The 20,226-nt window shown below is 41.6% G+C and carries 20 protein-coding genes; 15 read left to right on the top strand and 5 right to left on the bottom strand.

From position 1 onward, the window contains the following. The first annotated feature begins 2 nt into the window (after positions 1–2). The 8 genes from ACFQZS_RS10920 (at position 3) to ACFQZS_RS10885 (ending at position 9,298) form a co-directional block, all read left to right on the top strand. Positions 3–707 carry a rhomboid family intramembrane serine protease gene (locus ACFQZS_RS10920; RefSeq protein ID WP_377100109.1) on the top strand — a complete coding sequence of 235 codons (705 nt, stop codon included), beginning with the start codon at positions 3–5 and terminating at the stop codon, positions 705–707. Positions 708–778: 71 nt separating this feature from the next. Further along, complete coding sequence (locus ACFQZS_RS10915) at positions 779–1,588, top strand: rhomboid family intramembrane serine protease (protein WP_377100107.1); 810 nt, start codon at positions 779–781, stop codon at positions 1,586–1,588. Then, the gene (locus ACFQZS_RS10910; RefSeq protein WP_377100105.1) at positions 1,572–2,684 is read left to right on the top strand and encodes an endonuclease/exonuclease/phosphatase family protein; all 1,113 of its coding nucleotides are present in this window, start codon (positions 1,572–1,574) and stop codon (positions 2,682–2,684) included. The genes ACFQZS_RS10915 and ACFQZS_RS10910 overlap by 17 nt, the downstream gene beginning before the upstream one ends. Positions 2,685–2,801: 117 nt before the next feature. Continuing rightward, positions 2,802–4,265, top strand: a complete 1,464-nt coding sequence (gene cysS, locus ACFQZS_RS10905) for a cysteine--tRNA ligase (protein WP_377100104.1) — start codon at positions 2,802–2,804, stop codon at positions 4,263–4,265. Between the two features lie 85 nt (positions 4,266–4,350). After that, positions 4,351–5,205 carry a DUF4440 domain-containing protein gene (locus tag ACFQZS_RS10900; protein ID WP_377100102.1) on the top strand — a complete coding sequence of 285 codons (855 nt, stop codon included), beginning with the start codon at positions 4,351–4,353 and terminating at the stop codon, positions 5,203–5,205. Positions 5,206–5,322: 117 nt separating this feature from the next. Further along, positions 5,323–5,685: an iron chaperone gene (locus tag ACFQZS_RS10895; RefSeq protein ID WP_377100100.1), complete on the top strand. Its 363-nt coding sequence runs from the start codon at positions 5,323–5,325 to the stop codon at positions 5,683–5,685. Between the two features lie 326 nt (positions 5,686–6,011). After that, entirely contained in the window at positions 6,012–8,273 is a 2,262-nt protein-coding gene (locus ACFQZS_RS10890) for a Tex family protein (protein WP_377100099.1), read from the top strand. A 449-nt stretch (positions 8,274–8,722) separates the two neighbouring features. Then, positions 8,723–9,298, top strand: coding sequence for a hypothetical protein (locus tag ACFQZS_RS10885; RefSeq protein WP_377100097.1), 576 nt, complete (start codon positions 8,723–8,725; stop codon positions 9,296–9,298). 52 nt (positions 9,299–9,350) lie between these two features. Here ACFQZS_RS10885 and ACFQZS_RS10880 read toward each other — a convergent pair whose 3' ends face one another. After that, positions 9,351–9,551: a hypothetical protein gene (locus tag ACFQZS_RS10880; protein ID WP_377100095.1), complete on the bottom strand. Its 201-nt coding sequence runs from the start codon at positions 9,549–9,551 to the stop codon at positions 9,351–9,353. A 199-nt stretch (positions 9,552–9,750) separates the two neighbouring features. On the opposite strand from ACFQZS_RS10880, the gene ACFQZS_RS10875 reads away from it, so the two are divergent. From ACFQZS_RS10875 to ACFQZS_RS10865, 3 genes are all read left to right on the top strand, one after another. Then, positions 9,751–10,629 (top strand): cell division protein FtsX, encoded by an 879-nt coding sequence (locus ACFQZS_RS10875; RefSeq protein WP_377100093.1) that lies wholly within the window; start codon positions 9,751–9,753, stop codon positions 10,627–10,629. A 105-nt stretch (positions 10,630–10,734) separates the two neighbouring features. After that, the gene (locus ACFQZS_RS10870) at positions 10,735–10,974 is read left to right on the top strand and encodes a DUF3098 domain-containing protein (RefSeq protein ID WP_377100091.1); all 240 of its coding nucleotides are present in this window, start codon (positions 10,735–10,737) and stop codon (positions 10,972–10,974) included. Between the two features lie 43 nt (positions 10,975–11,017). Next, complete coding sequence (locus tag ACFQZS_RS10865) at positions 11,018–11,821, top strand: undecaprenyl-diphosphate phosphatase (RefSeq protein ID WP_377100090.1); 804 nt, start codon at positions 11,018–11,020, stop codon at positions 11,819–11,821. Positions 11,822–12,226: 405 nt separating this feature from the next. Here the strand turns inward: ACFQZS_RS10865 and ACFQZS_RS10860 are convergent, their stop codons facing one another. After that, complete coding sequence (locus ACFQZS_RS10860; RefSeq protein ID WP_377100088.1) at positions 12,227–13,570, bottom strand: efflux RND transporter periplasmic adaptor subunit; 1,344 nt, start codon at positions 13,568–13,570, stop codon at positions 12,227–12,229. 20 nt (positions 13,571–13,590) lie between these two features. After that, positions 13,591–14,955, bottom strand: a complete 1,365-nt coding sequence (locus tag ACFQZS_RS10855) for a TolC family protein (protein ID WP_377100086.1) — start codon at positions 14,953–14,955, stop codon at positions 13,591–13,593. Between the two features lie 109 nt (positions 14,956–15,064). Between ACFQZS_RS10855 and ACFQZS_RS10850 the strand changes: the two genes are divergently transcribed. The 4 genes from ACFQZS_RS10850 to ACFQZS_RS10835 all read left to right on the top strand — a co-directional run bounded on the left by ACFQZS_RS10850 (position 15,065) and on the right by ACFQZS_RS10835 (position 18,764). Beyond that, the gene (locus tag ACFQZS_RS10850; RefSeq protein ID WP_377100567.1) at positions 15,065–15,694 is read left to right on the top strand and encodes a polysaccharide deacetylase family protein; all 630 of its coding nucleotides are present in this window, start codon (positions 15,065–15,067) and stop codon (positions 15,692–15,694) included. A gap of 200 nt (positions 15,695–15,894) precedes the next feature. Continuing rightward, the gene (locus ACFQZS_RS10845; RefSeq protein ID WP_377100084.1) at positions 15,895–16,476 is read left to right on the top strand and encodes an RNA polymerase sigma factor; all 582 of its coding nucleotides are present in this window, start codon (positions 15,895–15,897) and stop codon (positions 16,474–16,476) included. Further along, positions 16,439–17,416 (top strand): hypothetical protein, encoded by a 978-nt coding sequence (locus tag ACFQZS_RS10840; RefSeq protein ID WP_377100082.1) that lies wholly within the window; start codon positions 16,439–16,441, stop codon positions 17,414–17,416. Before ACFQZS_RS10845 ends, ACFQZS_RS10840 begins: the two co-directional genes overlap by 38 nt. A gap of 1 nt (position 17,417) precedes the next feature. Beyond that, a complete protein-coding gene (locus tag ACFQZS_RS10835; RefSeq protein ID WP_377100080.1) occupies positions 17,418–18,764 on the top strand; it encodes a serine hydrolase domain-containing protein in 1,347 nt (448 codons plus the stop codon). A 35-nt stretch (positions 18,765–18,799) separates the two neighbouring features. Here the strand turns inward: ACFQZS_RS10835 and ACFQZS_RS10830 are convergent, their stop codons facing one another. Continuing rightward, on the bottom strand, positions 18,800–18,970 hold the full coding sequence (locus ACFQZS_RS10830) for a hypothetical protein (RefSeq protein WP_377100078.1): 171 nt from the start codon (positions 18,968–18,970) through the stop codon (positions 18,800–18,802). A gap of 101 nt (positions 18,971–19,071) precedes the next feature. Beyond that, the gene (gene tsaD / locus ACFQZS_RS10825) at positions 19,072–20,073 is read right to left on the bottom strand and encodes a tRNA (adenosine(37)-N6)-threonylcarbamoyltransferase complex transferase subunit TsaD (protein ID WP_377100077.1); all 1,002 of its coding nucleotides are present in this window, start codon (positions 20,071–20,073) and stop codon (positions 19,072–19,074) included. Between the last annotated feature and the right edge of the window lie 153 nt (positions 20,074–20,226).

The following is a 20,226-nucleotide window of genomic DNA, read 5'->3' as shown; positions in this document are numbered from 1 at the left end:
TTATGCAATCTCCATTCGCCAATATACCGCCGGTAGTAAAAAACCTTCTGATCATTAATATTATCTGCTTTTTGCCGTACTGGTTGTTCAACCCTGCATTAGTTAACACAATCTACAATTTAGGATCAGCTCATTATTTTGGCTCACCACTCTTCAAGAAGTGGCAACCCATAACTTACATGTTTTTACATGGCGACGAGTGGCACATCATTTTTAACATGTTCGCGCTTTACTCTTTCGGTAATATCATTGAGTATAACATGGGGTCAAAACGGTTCATCATGTTTTATTTTATATGCGGCATAGGGGGGCTGCTTGGGCAATGGCTTGTTCAGGCAATTGAGTTCTACCATTACACGGGCGCTTTTATTACAACAGATTCGTTGGCAGTTCAATCTCTTGAAGCGCTTCAAAAAGCAACCGATATCAATAAATCTAGTATGGTTGGTGCATCCGGTGCCATATTTGGCGTGTTAGTAGCTTTCGGCATGTTATATCCTAACGCGGAACTCATGATCATGTTCATCCCCGTACCTGTAAAAGCAAAGTATATTATACCTGTTTATATCATTATAGAATTAACACTTGGGGTGGGGCAATTTAATGGCGATAACGTTGCGCACTTTGCCCACTTAGGCGGCGCCGTTTTAGGTTTTATACTAATAAAGCTGTGGCGCTTACAGGGCCCGGGCAATTATGGTTATTGATATTACGCGGAACTATGACCTTTTGGGATAACATAAAATATAAAGTTGCTGTATCACAGAGTAAGCTGTTTATGCTTATCGGGATAAACGTTGCCGTATTTTTAGTTATTAACGTATCCGGAAAATTTGAAAGCTGGTTCAATAAAACCGAATACATTTCTGCATATGCTGATGAATATCTTTCGCTCCCGTCAAATCTTCATGAGTTGCTTATCCGCTTTTGGACGCCTGTTACCTACATGTTTATGCATGCCGGCGTGCTACACATCCTGTTTAACATGCTGTTTCTGTATTGGTTCGGCCAAATATTTGAGGAGTTTTTAGGTAAAAAACGAACCATTGGCCTATATCTTTTAGGTGGCCTTGCAGGCGGTGTATTATTTGTTATAGCTTTTAATTTACTTCCGCTTTTTACATATGCAAAGCAGATCAGTCATGTTGTTGGTGCATCGGCAAGTATAATGGCGGTGGTGGTTGCCGCGGCAACTGTTGCTCCTGATTACAGCATCAATTTGATTATAATCGGTCCGGTTAAAATAAAATGGATAGCCATTTTTTATGTGGTTGTGGGTTTTTTGACCGCCACCGGCCCTAATGCCGGCGGGCAGATAGCCCATTTAGGCGGCGCTTTAATAGGCTTTATTTACATAAAGCAACTGCAGCGCGGTAACGACTGGATAACCAACATAAGTGGAATATTTAAGAGAAAATCAAAACTCAAGGTGGTATCAACCAACCACGATAGAAACTTAACGGCAATACCCCGCCAGGACGAGGTAGACGCTGTATTAGATAAAATATCAAAAACCGGGTACGACAGCCTAAACAAGCACGAGAAAGAGGTCCTTTTTCGCGCCAGCAAACATGAAGAAGAAATCTAACCAAAAACTTTCTTTTTTTACCAGGCTGCTGCTCTTTATCAACTGCTGCTTTGCCCTGGCTTTGCTTGTTTCTTACCTGGCACCGGTAGTTGATCCGCGTAAATTTTGGCCCGTGGCATTTTTTGGTATCGCCTATCCGCCTTTGTTATTGCTAAACGTAATATTTATAGCGTATTGGCTTATAGCGCGGAGCAAACTTGCCCTGGTATCAATAATTACCATTTTATTAGGATGGAACGCGCTGCACAATAACGTAGGATTTTCCCTTTGGAGTAAAGCCCCTGAAAATTCAGCAGCCAATGTCCGGGTGCTAACTTATAACGCGCGTAATTTTAAAAAGTACGGCGAAAATGACGACGACAGTACCCGCCATGGTATTTTGCAGCTAATGCGCAATGTAAAGCCCGATGTTATCGGTGTACAGGAATATTTTTCGCGAAAAAAAGGGGTTTATGCGATGAAAGATTCCATAAGCGGTTTAATTGGCACAACGTACCGGCATATTGAGGGTAGTATTGAAACCGAAAGTGAAATAATGGGAGTGGCAATTTTTTCGCGTTATCCAATAATTGCTAAGGGCACTGTTACCGTTGCTTCACCTAATTCAGGCGTACAGTGCATATATGCAGATATAAAAAAGGGAAAGGATATCTTTCGGTTTTATAGCGTTCATTTACAATCCTTTCTTTTTGAGCAAAAAGACTATCTGTATATAGACACAGTTACCAAAAGCGGCAAGGCAGATATCTCATCAACCAAACGGCTGGCCATAAAACTTAAACGCGCTTTTTTAAACCGGGCCGGCCAGGTAATGCTGGTAAAACAACACGCTTTAGCTTGCCCCTATCCTTATATTATCTCGGGCGATTTTAATGATACGCCTTCCTCATTCGCGGTAAACCAAATGGAAAAGGGAATAAAAAACAGCTTCCGCGAAAAAGGTTTCGGGCTGGGGCGCACCTATAACGGCGATTTCCCAAACTATCAAATTGATTATATAATGGCGAGCAACCAGTTTGATGTGTTAAACTATGATATCATAAAACAAAACTTCTCAGACCACTATCCGGTATATGCTGATCTGGCTTTAAAGTGAGTGGTTGATTGACGTTGGTTGGAGTGGGGTTCAAATTTTACAATTGATCAATATTCACCTAATCAACTAACCATCTAATAAGCCAAACAACTAACCTAAAAATCGTAAGTTTGTCTCATGGAGCAAAATGTGCTTGTTTACAATACCCTAACACGCAAAAAAGAAGAATTTAAACCCATTGCAGCGCCACACGTTGGCATGTATGTATGCGGCCCCACGGTTTACAGTGATGCTCACATGGGCAATTGCCGCACCTACGTTTCGTTTGATCTGATATTCAGATACCTGAATCACCTTGGGTACAAGGTGCGCTACGTGCGCAATATTACAGATGCCGGCCACCTGGAAGGTGACGCAGGCGATGAGGGCGAAGACAAAATATCAAAAAAGGCAAAGCTGGCTCAGTTAGAGCCTATGGAAATAGTGCAAAAGTACAGCGTTGGCTTTCATGAGGTAATGCAGATACTTAACACCTTACCGCCAAGTATAGAACCTACCGCTACCGGCCATATAATTGAACAGATTGAATTGGTTAAAGCAATAATGGCCAAAGGGTACGCGTACGAAGTGAACGGCACCATATACTTTGACGTTGAAAAATATAACCAAACCCAGGATTACGGCATATTGAACGGCCGCAAACTGGAGGACCTGCTTACCAATACCCGCGATTTAGGCGGGCAGGATGAAAAGCATGGTAAGCTTGACTTTGCCTTATGGATAAAGGCCAAACCCGAACATTTGATGCAGTGGCCATCGCCATGGGGTAATGGTTTTCCGGGCTGGCACCTGGAGTGTTCTGCCATGAGCAATAAGTACCTGGGCGAACAATTTGATATCCACGGCGGCGGTATAGATCTCGCGCCAACGCATCATACCAATGAGATTGCGCAAAACGTGGCCTGCTGCGGTAAAAACCCCGCGCGTTATTGGATCCATACCAATATGCTTACGGTAAACGGGCAAAAAATGTCAAAATCATTAGGTAACAGCTTTTTGCCGCACGAACTTTTTAGTGGCAATAACTCCATACTTAATAAGGCGTATAGCCCCATGACGGTGCGCTTTTTTATGCTGCAGGCACATTACCGTAGTACATTAGATTTTGGTAATGATGCTATGGAGGCATCAGAAAAAGGATTTAAGCGTTTGATGAATGCGCTGTCATTGCTGGATACGCTGAAGGAATCGTCTTCATCAGAGGTAGAGATAGCTCCATTGCTGGATAGGTGCTATAACGCTATGAATGATGATTTTAACAGTCCGGTTTTAATTGCCGAACTATTTGAAGGCGCACGTATTATCAACTCTGTGCGAGACGGGAAGCTTAAAATTGATAAGGCGAATTTGGATCTGCTTAAAAGTTTAATGAATACTTTTGTGTTTGACATTTTAGGCCTTAAAAATGAACAGGCAGCTAATGATGACCTGCCCAAAGTGCTTGATCTGGTAGTTACGTTGCGAAACGAAGCTAAATCAAATAAAGATTATGCTACCTCTGACAAAATAAGAGACGGATTACAAAAAATTGGCTTCCAGTTAAAAGACAGTAAAGAAGGTACCAACTGGAGTAAAATTTAATTGATAAAATTACGTTATCAACAAATTATACAACAAAAGGCTAACATGCTTGTTTAACCGCAATAATATCATCAAAACAAAAAACATGAAAAAAATATTACTGGCTACCTCAATTTTTTGCTATTCAGCGCTTGCATTGGCCCAAACTGCCAAAGTGAGTAAAGTGATAGATGCCGAAACTAATTTTAATAAAGTAGTTGCAGCCAAGGGTATCAAAGACGCGTTTTTAGGTGTTGCAGACCCGGAAGGTTTTGTTTTTAAGCCCAGTCCGGTTAAAATGACCAGTTTCTATTCGAGCCTGCAAAAACAACCTGGCACTGCAAAGCAAGAACCTAAATTTGCGCGCATATCTGCAAATGGCGACCTGGCTTTTACTGCCGGGCCTTACACCTTTCAAAACGGCAAATCAGAAGACGACAAGATCTATGGTGATTACGTTTCTGTATGGAGAACAGATGCCAGTAACAAATTAAAGTTGTTGATATACCTGGGTATACAGCACCCTGAGCCGGTAGAAAAGCAGTTAACTGATTTTAAAGACAGCGAAGCTAAAACAGTTAAGGAATCGGCAGATCCGTTTGCCTCAAAAACTATTATAATAAATACCGATAAGACCTTCAATATTTCGCTAACCAAATCAGAAATGGCGGCTTATAAGGAGTTTTTAAGCCCGGAAGGCAGGTACTATTTCCCGGGGTTTGAACCGATGACGGGTACTGACAAGATATTAAAGTTTATAAATAACAATGCCATCAGTATCTCTGCAGAAACCAGCGGAGCAGGACGGTCAACCAGCGGTGACCTGGCTTACAGCTTCGGCAAGGCCACTATTAAAAAGGGCAACATGGTTAACCATTATTATTATGTGCGCATTTGGGAAATTGATGCAGCGCATAAATGGAACATACTACTGGAGGTTTTCTCGCCGTTAGAAAACTAAGACCATTATTAAATAAATTGCAAGATCAGGAGGAGAAACACCCCCTGATCTTGTCGTTTTCAACCCCCGCTAAAGCCAAGAAATGCCTGTAAATTCGGATCATCAATTTTAGTTACGATGAAGAATTATACAACCATTGATGAATACATCACCTCTTTTCCGGATGATGTGCAGGTGTTACTCCAAAAAATCCGTAATACCATTCATGCAGCCGCGCCCAATGCTACCGAAGCTATTAAATATGGCATACCCACCTTTATATTAAACGGTAACCTGGTGCATTTTGGGGGATATAAAAAACACATAGGCTTTTACCCTGCGCCTATGGGTATAGAAGCCTTTAAAGAGGAAACCGCCCAATACGAAGCCGGCAAAGGCACTTTACAATTTGCTCTGGATAGACCATTGCCGCTTAATTTGATTGAAAGAATAGTAAAGTTTAGGGTGGAAAAGAATTTGGCAAAAAAGAGGATTAGTTGATTGGTGATTAGAGATTAGTTAATCGGCAATGAAGCGATTCCCCATTATAGCACAAGTCTTAGCGGGTTGAATGTGTGGCGGGCTGACTTGTGCTTTGGACCATTCAAGCACAAGTCAGGATATCGCTCTTCATCTGCGCGCTGAGACTCGCGCTATACCTAGGGGGGCTCACGGGGGCTCACAGGGGTTCTTGGGGGTTCACATAACACCTGAGCCCCCCCTCCGAGTAATCTCTAATTTAATCGCCAATACTTACACGTAAACTTTCCACATCCCTTGGCAATTGTTTTTTATAAACCGATTTTCGCAGTCCGATTTATTGAATTATGATTGATCATTATAAAAAATTAGCTACTGAATTTTCTGTTGTCGAAAAGCAGGTTGTTGCCACTGTTGGGTTACTGGACGAGGGCGCAACTGTTCCCTTCATTTCCCGCTACCGTAAAGAACTTACCGGCAGTTTGGATGAAGTACAAGTAGCCGGCATACGCGACCGCATACAGCAATTACGCGAACTGGATAAGCGCCGCGAAGTGATACTGAACTCGTTAACCGAAATGGGCAAATTAACGCCCGAACTTGAAGAACAAATAAAGGCAGCCGAAACCATGGTGCTGCTGGAGGATATCTACCTACCCTATCGCCCAAAACGCAAAACCCGAGCTACAACTGCCCGCGAGAAAGGCTTGCAACCGCTGGCTGACGCCCTGCTGGCGCAAAATAAATTTGATGTGGCTGCCGAAGCAGAAAAATACATATCCGAAGAAAAAGGTGTTACCAATGCCGAAGATGCGCTGGCCGGCGCGCGCGATATTATTGCCGAGCACATAAGCGAAAACGCCGAAATAAGAGCCAAATTGCGTGAGCTTTTCCTGGAAAAAGGTGTATTTAAAAGTCGCGTTGCTCCGGGTAAGGAAGAGGCCGGAATAAAATATAAAGACTATTTTGAGTGGGAAGAGCCGGTTAAGTCGGCTCCATCTCACCGCATATTGGCTATGCGCCGCGGCGAAAAAGAAGAGATCTTGTTTTTAGATACCTTACCGCCGGAAGACGAGGCAATAGCACTATTGGAAAAAGCTTTTATAACCGCTCAAAACGATGCCGCAGAACAGGTACGTTTGGCTATTTACGACGGGTACAAGCGCTTGCTGCGCCCGTCCATGGAAACAGAAGTGCGCCTGCTTACCAAAAAACGTGCTGACGAGGAAGCCATACGGGTGTTTGCAGAAAATGCCCGTCAGCTTTTGTTAGCCGCGCCACTCGGCCAGAAACGGATGATGGCCATTGACCCTGGCTTTCGTACGGGTTGCAAAGTAGTATGCCTGGATGAGCAGGGAAAGCTGTTGGAATACAATGCCATATTTCCGCATACCGGTGCCTTTCAGACCAAAGAAGCGCAGAAAACCGTTACCCATCTTTTTGAAACTTATAAAATTGAAGCTATTGCCATTGGCAACGGTACTGCCGGCAGGGAAACGGAATTATTTATCCGTCAGCTCAATTTGCCTGATGTGGCAATAGTTATGGTAAATGAAAGCGGTGCTTCTATCTATTCCGCCTCAGATGTAGCCCGCGAGGAGTTTCCGGATAAGGATGTTACGGTCCGGGGCGCCGTATCTATCGGTCGCAGGCTGATGGACCCGCTGGCCGAGTTAGTTAAAATTGACCCCAAATCCATCGGCGTTGGCCAGTACCAGCACGATGTTGACCAAACCAAATTACAGGCATCGTTAGATGATACCGTGATAAGTTGCGTAAACGCTGTTGGTGTTGAGCTAAATACCGCGTCTAAACAGATATTATCCTACGTATCGGGTTTGGGGCCTCAACTGGCGCAAAATATTGTTGCCTACCGCGATGTTAACGGCGCGTTCACGCATCGCGAACAGCTAAAAAAAGTGCCCCGCCTGGGTGATAAAGCTTTTGAACAGGCTGCAGGGTTTTTACGCATCCGCAATGCAGAAAACCCTCTTGATACAAGTGCCGTACACCCTGAACGATATCAGTTGGTTGCCGAAATGGCAAAAGATAAAGGTTGCTCTGTAAGGGAATTGATGCGCGATGAAAAGCTGCGCAAAAGTATCCCCCTGCAAAAATATATTACAGACACGGTTGGCTTGCCTACGCTTAATGATATTATGGCAGAGCTGGCTAAACCCGGCCGCGACCCGCGCGAGCAGTTTGAGGCCTTTAGCTTTACCGAAGGTGTAAATAGTATAACCGATTTGAAGACCGGTATGAAGCTGCCGGGCATAGTAACAAATATAACCAACTTTGGCGCTTTTGTGGATATTGGCGTGCATCAGGATGGCCTGGTACATCTTAGCCAGATAGCTAACCGATTTGTTAAGGACCCTAACGAGGTGTTAAAAGTGCACCAGCAGGTGGAGGTTACCGTTACCGAGGTTGACGTAGCACGCAAGCGAATATCGCTATCTATGAAAACAGACGAGCCGCAAAAAGACCGCTTTGCAAAACCACAACAGCAAAATCGGCCCCATCAGCATTCACCCGCAAAAAAGAAACAGTCCGAGCCGGAAATAGATATGGCGATGAAACTTGCCGCGCTCAAAAGTCGGTTTCAGTAAAAGTCTGATTAACGTTACATTGAGGCAACCCCCTTTTCGACGAACGGCACGAGATGAGCAGGTCGCGACGGAGAAATCTTTTCGAAGATACAAATGCCGTTTTTGCTTCGAAAGGATTTCTCGGTCACCCCTTGGCGCTGCCCCCCCTTTGCTCCGTCGAAATGACAAAAATTTATGAAAACTAAAAATGAGCCCTTCTTGAAAAAGAGAAGGGCTTTTCTTTTTCAAGACACCCCCACATCAGAATACTACAAATGCGTTATTGATTACTCTTTGTTACCGCGGTAGTTTTGAATTGTCTGATCGCCGGGAAAAATTGAGGCATCATTCAAAAAACATCTCTGTTATTTTTGATTTGAAGAATTAGTGCGGTTAGGGGCCTTTAAAAGTTGCAGAGTTATTAGCATCAACAATTAAAACTAATAATAACGTAAAAAACCAAGGGAATCATGAAAACACGTATTACTTTAATCGCAGCTGCAATAATGCTAAGCTGCTCATCATTAATGGCGCAAGGCCTTTTAGGCGCAATCGCTTCAGGTACTAATGCTGCAAATGGCGCTGCCAGCGGCGTATCAGGTGCCGCAGGTAGTGTAGGCAACGCTGCAGGCGCTGTTGGACAAGCGGCCGGTGCTGTTAACCAACTGAAAGGCTTATTTGGCGGCAAAAAGAAAAAAGAAGCTGAAGCGGCAGCGGCGGCAGCAGCAGCAGCGGCTACACAATTGGCCAATACAGCAGTAGCTAATGCTGCAACAGCATTGCCTGCAGGTATTAAAGTTACCACTGTAACTGTTACCGGAATTGATTATGCAACGCTTAAAAAATTCAACGAAGCTATTCAGGCTTGCGGTACTGTAACCGAAACCAAAATGAAGTTTAACTCAACTGCATCAACTATTGAAGTTATGCACAAAGAATCAACTGATAACCTGTTGAAATTAATGGGCGAAACCAGCAAAGATATTTTTAGCGACAAGAACATCGAAGGAATAGAAGACGGAAAGATTGCTTTAAAACTTAAGTAGAATCATTAAATCCCAGTCTCTTATAAATCGTTCTTTATACTAATTTAACTGATTATTTTTGGGAGGAGTTAACCGAATGCACTGGTTGCTCCTCCTTTTCTCGTTTTTGGGCAACGTCGCCACCATGCGGTTCGTCGGCGTTGTAAACTTTATCCTCTTTCTTTACTTTACTTTTCTGCCCCTCGTCATGCGGCCTGTCTGTAGGCGTATCTGCTGGTGATGGTTTGTCTGTTGAATTAGCGGGCTTGGTCATATCAATTATTTGAATTAGTGATTGAGTGAATTAGTGACTGAGTAATTACTTACCGCTTCACCTTAAAATAAACACCAGGCCTTTAGTATTGTTTAACTGCGTTAAATAATGTTAATATACAGGCCTTATCTGTTTAATTAACTTATAAAGTTTTACCTTTAAGCGCGTATTCTTAATTTAGCACAACAAACACGCAAGTATGGAAGAATTTGAAGTAAGCGAATCGGCTAAGAAAACCAAAACCATTTATATTTCAACCGTTTTTGGCATATCAATGGTACTGCTTATGGTAGGTTTATTAGGGTTAATATTGGTGCATGCCAATAACCTTTCGCGTTATGTAAAAGAGAATATCGTACTTAATATTTATGTTGACGAGGCCGCGCACGAGGCAGACGTAAGGCAATTGCAAACCCAGCTGGATGCCAACCCGGCGGTAAAACAAGCTATTTACGTAAGTAAAGAACTGGCTGCACGCAATCTTCAAAAAGACTTGGGCGAGGATTTTGTTAAATTTTTAGGCTACAATCCGCTATCGCAATCATTAGATGTTTATCTTAACGCAGACTATGCCAACAACCAGCAAATAGCAAAGTTAAAAACTCAGCTGGCAAAAAACCCTTTTGTAAAAGAGGTGAAATACCAACAATCGCTGGTTGATCAAATGAACCAAAACCTGACTGCTATAAGCCTGGTTATACTGGCTTTTGCAAGTATTTTTGTTGTGGTATCGGTAGCGCTTATCAACAACACCATCAGGTTGGCTATTTATTCGCAAAGGTTTTTAATTAAATCAATGCAGTTGGTTGGTGCTACTAAAAATTTTATCCGCAAGCCATTTATACTTTATGGTATATGGCACGGCATATTAGGTGGCTTGATAGCTGTAATTATATTAATAGGCACCCTGTATCTGGCTAACCTGCAGATACCCGATCTGGTGATATTGCAAAACAACCTGGAATTTGGCGTTGTGTTTTTGGTAGTGCTGGGTTTAGGGGTATTTATATCAGCATTAAGCACTTATCTGGCAGTAAATAAGTTTCTACGTTTAAAAATATACGATCTATACAGATAGGTAAAAGGTTACTTACAAACAACCCTTTAAATAAAAAAACAGGAGTGAAAGACTTAGTTTTCATAATCAATAATTCACTCAATCAATAATTCAATAATTAAATAAATGGCGAAGAGTGCACAAAAAACACAGGCTGATAATGCGGGCAACCCTGTTAAATTTATTTTCGGTAAAACCAATTACCTTTGGTTCGTTATCAGCATAGCTGTGGTTACCTTAGGTTTTTTCCTGATGGCGGGTACTACAGATATTTATAGCAGTACCAAAATAGTTGTAGCCCCTGTGGTGGTTTTAGCCGGTTTCGGCATAGGATTTTATGCTATCCTGAAAAAATCTGATTCTTAATAGGGTAAGCAATAACAGTATCTCAATCTAACATTATCTCAAAATGAATATATTTCATGTTATTGTATTGGCCATTATTGAGGGCCTTACAGAATTTTTGCCGGTATCATCAACCGGGCACATGGTAGTAGCAAGTGCATTGATGGGCATAGGTAAAGATGAATTTGTTAAACTGTTTGAGATAGTTATTCAGTTAGGTGCCATACTATCAGTAGTGGTACTTTATTTTAAACGCTTTTTCCGCTCTTTTAATTTCTACATTAAACTGGTAGTAGGTGTTATTCCGGCTGTAATATTTGGTTTGCTGTTTAAAAGCAAGATAAACGAACTGCTTGAAAACCCCCTGGTAGTTGGTATAGCACTGGTTGCCGGTGGTGTTGTGTTACTTTTTGTTGATGACTGGTTTAAGAACCCAACTGTTAAAGATGAGGAAGACATTAGCTACCTTACCGCACTTAAAATTGGTTTCTTTCAATGCCTGGCTATGATACCTGGTGTGTCGCGTTCGGCATCATCAATTATAGGTGGGATGTCGCAAAAATTAAGCAGGACGGCCGCTGCCGAGTTTTCCTTCTTTTTAGCAGTGCCGACAATGTTTGGCGCTACGGTAAAAGATCTGTATGATTTTTATAAACATGGTAACATTGCCCAGGCTGATATGTATCAGGACATTAAGTTTCTGCTGATAGGCAGCCTGATAGCGTTTATAGTAGCATTGCTAGCCATAAAATCATTTATCACATTTTTAGAGCGGAAGGGATTTAAACTATTTGGCTGGTATCGTATTGCAGCGGGGATAGCTATCATTATATTGTACTATACAGGCAACGCACTGCACACAATTTAATACTTTATTTCTTTAAGTATAAAAAGCGCTTCAGGAGGTCCTGAGGCGCTTTTTATATGTACATTTTTTAGCACATGTAACATTTTAATAACGTGTAATAAATACACAATTTTATTTTTGGTACAGCGTTTGTATAATGTTATTTAATTAAAATAAGATTAAAAATTCTCTTCATATAATTGGTTTATAATTGGTTTAGAAAGAGCTCCTGCCCATCAGGAGCTCTTCTTGTTTTCGGTTATACCACAATCACGAAATATTTAAATATCGAACACCGAATTCATAAACATCAAATGATGACGTGAAACACGATTTTAAAATTATTCAATATCAGTGTCCGATATTCAGCAACAAAAAAGGCCAACCCTTTCGGATCGGCCTTGGTTATAATATTATTAGTTTACGTTATTCTTTACCCTCTTTGGTAAATAGCTTACTCTTGTCAACTTTCTCAACCAACGCTCCGTCTTTCAACGTTTTTGAAATGGCCGGATACGGGGCCGAAACCACCTCGTCGCCCTCTTTAAGGCCTGACAATATCTGCACATAGGTATCGTCCTGTATACCGGTAGTTACCAGCACCTGTTTTACCTTGCCCGGAGCCTCGTAAATAAATACATACTCTTTTGCAGGAGCAGCACTGGCCGTAGTTTTTTCTTCAGCGTTATCATCCTTTTTAGGGCCGGCCTCGTCCTTTTTGTCGTCGCGGGTGGTTACGGCTTGTATCGGTACAGATAGTGCCTTGGTATGGTTAGTTTGAATATCAACAGTAGCGGTAAGTCCCGGGCGGAAAGGCGACGGGTTATCAGCCTTTGCATTCAACATATCTGTGTACGATTTAGGATCTATCCGTACTTTAACAGTAAAGTTAGTAACCTGATCGGCAGTGGTACCTACCACATTTGCAGAACTACCGATCTCTGAAACTGTGCCTTTAAATTTTTTGCCAGAAAACGCGTCAACCTGTATAATAGAAGTATCGCCTAAAGTTATACGGTTAATATCATTTTCGTTTACATCCACATTCACATCCATCTCGTTAAGGTTGGATATGGTCATTATTTCGGTACCGGCAAATTGTGCAGTACCCAAAACGCGTTCGCCTATTTCAACTGAAAGTTTTGAAACCACCCCGTCAACAGGAGAGTAAATAGTTGTTTTTAAAAGGTTGTCGCTTGCTTCTTTAACACTTGCGGCAGATTGCTCCATACCGAAGCGCGTTGCAATAACAGACTGCTTAGCGGCTTCTAAACCGGCAACCGCGCTTTCATAAGTAGCTTTAGCCTGATCAAACTCGGCAGCGGTAAGTACTTTCTTTTCAAAAAGCTCCTTGCTGCGTTTATAATTTGCAGCCTGGTTGTTGTAAGTTGCTTCGGCCTGCTTTTGTTGCTGGCTGGAGTTTGCCACGTTTGCTTTTTGTGAGTTTAACGATGCAACTGCCCTGTTATAACCTGATTGCAAAATGTCCGGACGAATACGGATCAATAACTGGCCCTTTTTAACTACGTCGCCTTCTTTAATAGGCAGTTCAACTACCTCACCAGAAACTTCCGGGCTAATTTTTACTTCAACGTGCGGCATTATTTTGCCACTTGCTGATACGGTCTCGTTGATCTCGCGGTTAGCGGCTTTTTCTGTAGCGACTTTGGTTTTTGGTTCTTTTCCTATTACGCCCGTCGCTTTACCAACAACAAGCAGCACCACTACGATGCCTAAACCTATCAGAATATATTTTGTAGTTTTTCCCATGATGTGCAGGATTTTTTATTTTAAAGAGTTATGGTGTTTCCTAAGTAATAGTCAATTATTTTGCTTCTGAATATAACAGAGTATTGCGCCTGTATCATATCATTTTGCGATTTGTTGTAGTTGGTTACTGCTGTATTATAATCTAGAGAGTTAACCAAGCCTACATCATAGCGTTGCTGTGTAACGTTCAACGCATCGCGATTAGCTTGAAATGTTTGCGTTGCAGATTGAAATTGCTTATCGGCAGCGTTCAAGTCAAGCACCGCCTGTATAATTATTTTGCTAAGATTATTTTTAGCCAATTGGGTATTTAACTGAGCATTCTGAAAATTTAACTTGGCTTTCTTAACGTTAGTATGCGCGTTAAAACGGTTAAATATGGGTATATTTAAACTTAGGCTGATTGATTGGTTGAAGTTGTCTCTTATCTGATCAAAAAATTGATAATCAACCGCTGTGTTATTTAAAAATCTTTTAAACCTGTTGTTATAAGTTGAACCAACGCCACCTGATAAGCTTAAGGTTGGATAAAAAGTTCCCTGGGCTATTTTAATTGATTGTGCAAACGTTTTCTCACGCGCCTCGGCAAGTTTAATATCAGGGTTAATATCTAATGCACGCATTACCACCTGGTTGGCATCAAAAACGGTTTGCACATTTGTTAAGCGGCTAATGTCTGGTTTTTCAACAGTGATAGCAGTATTAGGGTTCATTTCCATATACTGTTTCAATACCAAAACAGAAATATTAAGCTGATTTTGAGCATTAATTAAATTATAGTTGGCAGTTGCTACCTGCGCTTTTGCTTGAGACAGATCTGCCAGTGTTTGCCGGCCTGCATCAAAGCTAATTTGTGAGCGCTGCAAAGTTTGGTTGCCAATATCTAATTGCTGTGTAGCGGCTGTTACCAGGTCTTGGTTTATTAATATCTGCAGGTAAGTGGTTACCACGTTTAATATCAGATCATTTTTAATTTTAGACGTGTTACTTTTATTAACATCAACAGTTAACCTGTTTTGAATGATCTGGTTACGCAACTGGCCACCCTGAAACAGGGTAAGCGACATTTGCGCGTTAGTATTTACACTTTGGGATGTTGAGGATAAATAATCGGAGGTACCGGTAATTAAGCTACGCCCAAAATTATAGCCTGTTGATGTAAAAGCGCTTAAGCTTGGCAACTGGTTGTATTTTGATTGCTGCAGATCAGCATCGCTTAAAGCCTCGCTAACCAGGGCTTGTTTTATGTTTAGGTTGTTAGCCAACATACGGTCAACGGCCGCCTGCAATGTTATTCTCTCCTGCGCTTTAACAGTAAAACTTGCGGCCAGTAACAACGTAACTATTAAGCCCGCCCGTTTTAATACTGATGTATTTTGCTTCATATGGGTTATTATGTACAAATAATTGAGATGTTATACCTTAGATAATTAGATTTGGGCCGTAAACGCTTTTCGTCTGCTATCTTTTGTACATAACTCTCTTGTTTTGAATATGTATCTGGTTAAAACACCATGGTTGCTTAAAAAAATTTATCCCCAACTAATTTGGGATAACGACAAACGCAACCGTACCATTTATCTCACCTTTGACGATGGCCCCATACCAATTGTTACACCATTTGTTTTAAATATTTTAGAACAATATAAGGCAAAGGCCACTTTTTTTTGTATTGGCGATAACGCCAATAAACATACGGATATTTTTGAAAAGGTAAAAGCGGCAGGGCACGCTATTGGAAACCACACTTTTAACCATCTAAAAGGCTGGGATACAAAAGATGAGGTTTATGTTAGCAATTTTTTAAAAGCCGACGAATTACTGCACACCCAACTATTCAGGCCGCCTTATGGCCGTATTAAACGCTCGCAGATAAAACTTTTAAAAAAACGCAGTCCTAACCTGCAAATCATTATGTGGGATGTATTAAGCGGCGACTTTGATGTAAACCTTAGTCCTGCAAAATGCCTGCAAAACGTTTTGAAGCATACCCGCCCGGGTTCTATTATTGTTTTTCATGACAGCCTGAAAGCTTTTGACAGGTTGGAGTATGTATTGCCAAGAGCAATGGAGGTGTGGAGTAAGGAAGGGTATACGTTTAGCCGTCTGAACCAGGATTTGTAGGATTTAAGGATTACCTTGAAAGTAATTAAGAACATAAACGATTAATACCCATATTTTTGATAAAAACGAATGGATAAAACAAAAATCCAATCATCCTTAGATCTTAAAAATCTTAGTTCAGACTAACTTCAAATAAAAATTTACTTTTCTACCCAGCGTTTTAAATTACCGCCACGTATTTGTAATTACTTAAGGGTTTTATGAACGATAAAGAACTTTCAGTAGTTATTGCCGGCTGTGTAGCTAATAAACGTAAAGCGCAGCAACAATTGTACCTGCTGTTTTATCAGCGTATGTGGCGACTTTGTATGCGTTATCTGCGGGTAGATGACCTGGTTCCGGAAGCGCTTAACGCCGGCTTTCTGAAAGTATTTACCAATATTAAAACCTACCATAACGAGAAGGGAAATTTAGAGAATTGGGTAGCGGCTATTATGATACGCTGCTGTATTGATCTGCAGCGTAGCGAAATGCGCTTTCAATATCATGATGACATTACAGAAACTGATAATGTGATGCCCATTTCGCCGGATGCCCTGAATAATTTATATGCAGCAGATCTGCTGCGTTACATACGGGAGTTACCGCCCGCCAGTCAGGCTGTATTTAATTTATATGAAGTGGATGGCTTTGACCATGCCGAGATAGCGGCTATGCTGAACATAACCGAAAGCACCTCGCGCTGGCATCTCTCATCCGCCAAAAAAACTTTACGTCAAGAGCTAATAAAAAATAGTAGGGATCATGAAAGAACAAATGTTGCTAAGACCGCACTTACTTAACAAGTTTGATGAGTTACCGGTAAACGGCAATAGCGTTGCCGACTGGAAAAAAATGGAACAAGCCCTTCAATTGGCGATGCCGATAGGCCTGTTATCAGTTGTACTTTTTGGCAAAGGGTGGCTGCTATCAAAAAAAATGCTGTGGTTATGGATAAGCATTGCAACATGCGGTGGTGCCGCAACTACGCTAGCCGTTTATCAAAGCAGGCAGGCCAACCTGGCACAGACCGAGCCATTGGTTAACAAACACAATAAACCTATTAAAGGGGGTCCCGTATTGTCAGTTATAGCACCTGCGGTTAAGGACACTACCGTTAACAAAAAAAAGCACAAGATTAACAAGACAGTAAAAAGTATTACAAACAAAAATCAGTTACCCACAATGGCTGAGTGGTATGACGCGGCTGTAAATAATAAAAATCCAAGACTTAATAGGTATTCAACCGACACATCGATCGGACTTTTCAAAAGCTTAAAGCCTGTTAAAGTCTTCAAAGACAGTTTAGGCCGAACGTTTACATTTAAAAGCATAAAACCTGTTAAAGTTTTCAAAGACAGTTTGGGGCGGACGTTTAAAAGTTTAAAGCCCGTTAAAGTCTTTAAAGACAGTTTAGGCTGGACATTCAAAAGCTTAAAGCCTGTTAAAGGTCTCAAAGATAGTCTGGGTCTGACATTTAAAAGCTTAAAACCCGCTAAAGTCTTTAAAGACAGTTTAGGCCGGACGTTTAAAAGCTTAAAACCCGTTAAAGTTATGAAGGATAGTTTCAGCCTGAGTTTAAAAAACTCAAAGCGGATTGGCTATCCCGGCGATACGTCTTTCAGATTTTCAAAAAACCTGAAACCAGTAAAATTATTAAAAAATGGCGCGGGCAAGCCCGTAAAAAGCTTAAAACCGGTAAAAATCTTAAAAGACAGTTTAGTACGTCCACTAAAACCTTAACATGAAACTAAGATACATCTTCCTATTATTAGCCCTGCTGTTTGCTAACACCACTAAAGCGCAGCAACTTACCGCTAATATGAAAGCTGCATTTGATGACTTAATTGACACACGCTATAAAGCCGACGAGCCGGGAGGCGTTGTACTAATTGCTCAAAACGGAAGTATTTTATATCAAAGGGCTTTTGGTATGAGCGATGTAGAAGAGCATGTTAAAATGCAAGCTGATATGCTTTTCAACATCGGTTCGCAAACTAAACAGTTTACCGCGGTACGTATACTGCAATTAGCGGAGCAAGGTAAACTCTCTGTAACAGATCATCTGAGCAAAGATATTGATCATTGTCCGTTGATATGGCAAAACATAACAATTGAAAACCTGCTGACCCATAGTTCGGGAATTTCGGATCTGCGGGGAAAGGGCGGGCTGCCGCTTGCCGCAAGAATAGACACTGCAATGATCCGTCCGCTGGCATTTCAGCCAGGTACAAAAACATTTTACGCTAACATTGAATTTGAAATACTCGGCTATATTATAGAGAGGATTACCGGCGAGTCTATGGCCGTTAATTTAGTAAAATACATCATTGATCCGCTGGGTTTAAAACATACCTATGCAATGGCTGGCGATGTAGCCGTTCCGGGCCGGATCTCAGGATACATAAAAAGAGCGGATGGCCATTTTTCTAAAGGCGAACTTTATGAGGGGAATGCAGGTGGTGCGGGTGGTCTTATTAGTAACACCAAAGACATTATGGCCTGGTACGAGGCATTAGCTAATGGCCGTGTGATAAAAAAAGAAACGCTGGCAAAAGCATGGAAACCTTATAAACTGGCGGATGGCCAATTTTCTAAATACGGGTATGGCTGGGATGCTGGTGGTGATGTGCAGGGACATCCAATTGCTGAGCATGGCGGCTTGATAGTTGGCTTCAGTACAGAATCTTTGTATTTAATAGACGAGCATATTTATGTAGGTGTTTTTCTGAACCAGCGCAGCTATGCCGACGCGACAGCGCAGGAACTGGCCGCAATTGCCCTGGCGCAACCTTACCCGGCGCAAAGCATGCAATTATCAGAACAAGCTTTGCAAGCCTTTGCCGGTACATATGCAGATGACACCGGAAATAAAAAACAGTTTAATTTGAGGAACGGTAAACTTTATTATGAACCGCAAGGCGCGCAGCCCTTACAATTAATGCCTTACGCTAAAAATAAGTTCTACCTGGAAAACACGCTTGTTGTTGCAGATATCATTCACGACGTGCAGGGCAAAGTTTTAGCCATTAAATTTTCGGATCGCCGTTTTTCCGGGCAGCCCGGCTGGCAGTGGAATAAAACCGAATAAAAGGCTTTATGCGCTGCTTATACACTTAATAAAACCTATGCAAATAAACCGTTCTTAGCCATCCACAAAAGTGCGCCTATAACGGTAACTGCAAGTGCAATTAGGCCTATCCAGCCTTTGCGTTTATCCTGCTTTAAAAGCCATATCAAAAACACGATAAGCGGGATTACAAATATTCCGTAGAAGATTAATGATGGAGCGGACATTAGATTGAGTGAATTAGTAATTGAGTGAATTAGTGATTAAATTATTATTGCGATTGAAATGAACATTCACTCATTCAAAACTCACTCAATCACTCATTAAGCTAAAGAGGCATCCTCGCCAGCGGCGCTATATCCTGCCCGGCAAAGTCTCCTTTTAAATATTTATGGTACCCTGCTATGGCTATCATACCGGCATTGTCAGTACAATACTGCATAGCAGGTATAAAATAGTTCCATCCATTCTTTTCTGCCAATTGCTGCAGCCCAAGCCGCAAACCGGTATTAGCCGATACACCACCCGCCAAAGCTACGTCCTTTATGCCATATTGCCGCGCTGCCTTTTCAAACTTATTAAGCAGTATGGTTACAATGCGCTTTTCAACAGATGCGCAAATATCATTTAAATTATCCTGTATAAAATTGGGGTTAGCGGCAACATTATCGCGGATAAAATAAAGTATGGATGTTTTTAAGCCGCTAAAACTGTAATCAAAACCTGGTATCTGCGGTTCGGGGAACTTAAACCTGTCTGCATTACCTAAACGCGCGTATTTATCAATCAATGGTCCGCCGGGATATGGCAGGCCCAAAATTTTACTGGTTTTATCCATGGCCTCGCCTGCCGCGTCATCAAGCGTTTGGCCAATTACTTCCATATTAAAATAGTCTTTTACCAAAACTATTTGCGTATGCCCCCCTGATACAGTAAGGCACAAAAAAGGGAATGACGGCTTTTTATCGGCAATAAAATGGGCCAGAACATGCGCCTGCATGTGGTTAATTTCAATAAGCGGGAGGTTATTTGCCAGCGCGAAAGCCTTGGCGAATGACACGCCAACCAATAAAGACCCTAATAAACCCGGCCCGCGTGTAAAAGCTACAGCATCAATATCATTTTTGTTTACTTTTGCGTTTAATAACGCTTGTTGTACAGCCGGAACTATGTTTTGCTGATGAACCCTTGAGGCAAGCTCTGGGACAACACCTCCGTAAGCTTCGTGTATGGCCTGGTTGGCAATTACATTGCTCAACACAGCACCGTCAACACATACGGCTGCCGAGGTATCATCGCAAGAAGACTCTATGGCTAATATTACAGGCACTTATTTATTTTTGAAGGATTGAATTAGTGATTTAGTGATTGCGAATCTGGTTAAACTATATTCATTAAATACTGTTTAACATTCACTAAATCACTCATTCGCTCATTGTTTAAACTGCAAAGTTATTAAAAAAGTACTCAAAATAGCCCTCGG

It is taken from the genome of Mucilaginibacter calamicampi, from assembly GCF_042676765.1.
Taxonomy (GTDB): domain Bacteria; phylum Bacteroidota; class Bacteroidia; order Sphingobacteriales; family Sphingobacteriaceae; genus Mucilaginibacter; species Mucilaginibacter calamicampi.
Note: the sequence above shows the minus strand (reverse complement) of the source record. Positions and strands in the feature narration are given on the sequence as shown.

Bases quoted from the DNA above. Each gene is read 5' to 3' on its own strand.
- ACFQZS_RS10900 (WP_377100102.1), top strand. From the start codon at position 4,351: ATGAAAAAAATATTACTGGCTACCTCAATTTTTTGCTATTCAGCGCTT.
- ACFQZS_RS10835 (WP_377100080.1), top strand. From the start codon at position 17,418: ATGAAACTAAGATACATCTTCCTATTATTAGCCCTGCTGTTTGCTAAC.
- ACFQZS_RS10830 (WP_377100078.1), bottom strand. From the start codon at position 18,970: ATGTCCGCTCCATCATTAATCTTCTACGGAATATTTGTAATCCCGCTT.
- ACFQZS_RS10920 (WP_377100109.1), top strand. From the start codon at position 3: ATGCAATCTCCATTCGCCAATATACCGCCGGTAGTAAAAAACCTTCTG.
- cysS (WP_377100104.1), top strand. From the start codon at position 2,802: ATGGAGCAAAATGTGCTTGTTTACAATACCCTAACACGCAAAAAAGAA.
- ACFQZS_RS10870 (WP_377100091.1), top strand. From the start codon at position 10,735: ATGGCGAAGAGTGCACAAAAAACACAGGCTGATAATGCGGGCAACCCT.
- ACFQZS_RS10850 (WP_377100567.1), top strand. From the start codon at position 15,065: ATGTATCTGGTTAAAACACCATGGTTGCTTAAAAAAATTTATCCCCAA.
- ACFQZS_RS10915 (WP_377100107.1), top strand. From the start codon at position 779: ATGCTTATCGGGATAAACGTTGCCGTATTTTTAGTTATTAACGTATCC.
- ACFQZS_RS10860 (WP_377100088.1), bottom strand. From the start codon at position 13,570: ATGGGAAAAACTACAAAATATATTCTGATAGGTTTAGGCATCGTAGTG.
- ACFQZS_RS10840 (WP_377100082.1), top strand. From the start codon at position 16,439: ATGAAAGAACAAATGTTGCTAAGACCGCACTTACTTAACAAGTTTGAT.
- ACFQZS_RS10865 (WP_377100090.1), top strand. From the start codon at position 11,018: ATGAATATATTTCATGTTATTGTATTGGCCATTATTGAGGGCCTTACA.
- ACFQZS_RS10895 (WP_377100100.1), top strand. From the start codon at position 5,323: ATGAAGAATTATACAACCATTGATGAATACATCACCTCTTTTCCGGAT.
- ACFQZS_RS10885 (WP_377100097.1), top strand. From the start codon at position 8,723: ATGAAAACACGTATTACTTTAATCGCAGCTGCAATAATGCTAAGCTGC.
- ACFQZS_RS10910 (WP_377100105.1), top strand. From the start codon at position 1,572: ATGAAGAAGAAATCTAACCAAAAACTTTCTTTTTTTACCAGGCTGCTG.
- ACFQZS_RS10890 (WP_377100099.1), top strand. From the start codon at position 6,012: ATGATTGATCATTATAAAAAATTAGCTACTGAATTTTCTGTTGTCGAA.
- ACFQZS_RS10875 (WP_377100093.1), top strand. From the start codon at position 9,751: ATGGAAGAATTTGAAGTAAGCGAATCGGCTAAGAAAACCAAAACCATT.
- ACFQZS_RS10855 (WP_377100086.1), bottom strand. From the start codon at position 14,955: ATGAAGCAAAATACATCAGTATTAAAACGGGCGGGCTTAATAGTTACG.
- ACFQZS_RS10880 (WP_377100095.1), bottom strand. From the start codon at position 9,551: ATGACCAAGCCCGCTAATTCAACAGACAAACCATCACCAGCAGATACG.
- ACFQZS_RS10845 (WP_377100084.1), top strand. From the start codon at position 15,895: ATGAACGATAAAGAACTTTCAGTAGTTATTGCCGGCTGTGTAGCTAAT.